Here is a 2,744-nt window from a genome sequence, read left to right as displayed (position 1 = left end):
TCGACGAACTCCACCACCCCACCGCCGACACCGTCCTGGACCGCATGCGCCGCTTCGACGCCAAGGGCCGCACCAGCTAGAGCATCCCGCCAGCCCCGCGCCCCCGACCTTCGAGAACCCCCAGGACTGACACCCCCTCATGTACCGCACCGCTTTGCGCAACGTGCTGGCCCACAAGGGCCGACTGCTCATGACGGCGCTGGCCGTCATGCTCGGCACCGCCTTCGTCGCCGGCACCATGGTCTTCTCCGACACCTTCGGCAACGCGCTCAGGACCCAGAACTCCAAGAGCTACACCGACATCGCCGTCACGGTCAGCGACCGCGACGCCGCCCGCCAGGCCTACGACCACACCGGTGAGGACTCCGAGGGCCCGGCCCTCACCGAGGAGATCCGCAAGGCGGTCGCGGCACTGCCCGGCGCCGCCGAGGCGCGTGGCGTGGTCAGCGGCTTCGCCGGCATCGCCGACAAGAAGGGCGCGCTGATCGGCAACGGCTTCTCCACCACCGGCACCAACTACGTGCCGGGCGCCGACGGCACCGACCCGCGCTACCCGCTGGTCGACGGCCGCGGCCCGCACGGCTCGGGCGAGATCGCACTGGACACCAAGACCGCCGAGAAGGGCGGCTACCAGGTCGGCGACACCGTCCGGGTCGCCGTCAACGGCCCGGTGATGAAGCTCAAGCTCACCGGCACCCTGACCACCAACGACCCGCGCGTGCTGGCCGGCGGCTCGCTGGCCGCCTTCGACACCGCCACCGCCCAGCAGCTCTACCTGAGCCCGGGCCGCTACGCCGAGCTGGACGTCAAGGGCAAGCCGGGCGCGGACGACACCGCGCTGCTCGCCGCCGTCAAGCAGACCGCCCCGCAGGGCGACTCGATCGAGGCGAAGACCGGGCGCGAGCTCGCCGCCGAGCAGGACCGGATGATCCAGCAGGGCACCAAGGTCCTGAGCACCTTCCTGATGGTCTTCGCCTTCATCTCGCTGTTCGTCGGCATCTTCATCATCGCCAACACCTTCACCATGCTGGTCGCCCAGCGCACCAAGGAACTCGCACTGCTGCGGGCGATCGGCGCCAGCCGCAAGCAGATCACCCGCTCCGTGCTGGTCGAGGCACTGCTGGTCGGCCTGCTCGCCTCGGCGGCCGGGCTGCTCGCCGGCATCGGGATCGGCGCCGGAATGCAGACGCTGGTCAGCGCGATGGACGACACCATGCCGCAGGGCTCGCTGGTGATCAAGCCGCTCACCATCGCGGTGACCCTGCTGGTCGGCGTCCTGGTGACGGTGCTGTCCGCCCTGCTGCCGGCCCTGCGCGCCTCCCGGATCGCCCCGGTGGCCGCGATGAGCTCGGTCGAGCAGCCGGCCACCCAGAAGAGCCTGCTGGTGCGCAACACGATCGGCCTGCTGTTCACGCTGGCCGGCGCGGGCTCCCTGGCCGCGGGCGCGGGCGGCAAGGAGTACAAGCTGGTCGGGCTCGGCGCGGGCACCCTGCTGATCGGCGTGTTCGTGCTGACCCCGCTGCTGGCCCGGCCGCTGATCGCGCTGTTCGCCCCGCTGCTGCGCAAGCTCTACGGCACGCCGGGCAAGCTGGCCCAGGAGAACGCGATCCGCAACCCGCGCCGGACGGCGGCCACCGCCTCGGCGCTGACCATCGGCGTCACCCTGATCACCGCGCTGACCGTGGTCGGCGCCTCGGTGAACAAGGCCGTCGACGCGGCGACCGCGGACGACCTCAAGGCCGACTACACCGTCGCCATGCAGAACGGCTCGAAGCTCTCCCCCGAGGTCGCCGGCCAGATCGCCAAGGCACCCGGCGTCAGCGCCATGAGCGTGATGCGCGAAGTCCGGGTGACGACCGACAAGGGCGACTCCGACTACGAGTTCCTGACGGGCGTCGACGCCGCGACCATCGACCAGTTGGCCACCGTCAAGGTCAAGGACGGTTCGGCGGACGCCCTCAAGCAGGGCAAGCTGATGATGAGCTCGGGCACCGCCCAGCGCCTCGGCTTCAAGGTCGGCGACACCATGGCCGTCACCTACCCGGGCGGGGCCAAGGGCTCGCTCACCGTCGGCGCCGTGCTGGAGGCCAACAGCGCGCTGGCCAACATCGTCGCCCCGGACAACGTGGTGGGCCCGCACGCGCTGCCCGGCTCCGGCCCGGCGAAGGTCCTGGTGAAGGGCGCCAACGGCGCGGACGAGAAGCTGAAGCAGGCGCTGCGCGACGCGACCGGCGGCAACCCGCTGATCGCCGTCAAGGGCGAGAAGGACATCAAGGCGGAGAACCGTCAGCTGATCACCGGCATGCTGAACATGATGTACGGGCTGCTCGGGATGGCCGTGGTGATCGCGGTGCTCGGCGTGGTCAACACCATGGCGATGTCGGTGTTCGAGCGGCGCCGGGAGATCGGCATGCTGCGGGCGATCGGCCTGGACCGGATCGGCATCCGCCGGATGGTCCGGCTGGAGTCGCTGCTGATCGCGCTGTTCGGCGGCGCGGTCGGGATCGGGCTCGGGATCCTGGTGGCCTGGGCGGGCACCCGCACGATGGCGGACTCGCTCAAGAACATCACCACCGTGGTGCCGCCGCTGCAGATCCTCGGCTTCCTGGTCGCGGCCGCGGTGATCGGCCTGCTGGCCGCCCTCTGGCCGGCCCACCGGGCCGCCCGGATGGACATCCTGGGCGCGATCAAGAGCGAGTAGGCGCCCCCGTGCAAGCGCGCCGGAGCCCCGGACGGTCCTCGAC

General features: G+C 71.1%; 1 protein-coding gene and 1 pseudogene. Both read left to right on the top strand.

Annotation, left to right across the window (positions count from 1 at the left end; genetic code table 11):
* Positions 1–80 (top strand): annotated as a pseudogene (locus tag ACFWPT_RS40790) (ABC transporter ATP-binding protein); the annotation flags it as partial.
* A gap of 59 nt (positions 81–139) precedes the next feature.
* Entirely contained in the window at positions 140–2,701 is a 2,562-nt protein-coding gene (locus ACFWPT_RS40785) for an ABC transporter permease (RefSeq protein WP_380488098.1), read from the top strand.
* Positions 2,702–2,744: the final 43 nt, after the last annotated feature.

Origin of the sequence: Kitasatospora sp. NPDC058478 (assembly GCF_042720345.1) — a bacterium.
Lineage (GTDB): Bacteria > Actinomycetota > Actinomycetes > Streptomycetales > Streptomycetaceae > Kitasatospora.
This window is presented reverse-complemented; position numbering and strand designations above follow the sequence as displayed.

What these genes read in the sequence shown, in the direction of transcription:
- ACFWPT_RS40785 (WP_380488098.1), top strand. Translation starts at nt 140, where the DNA reads ATGTACCGCACCGCTTTGCGCAACGTGCTGGCCCACAAGGGCCGACTG.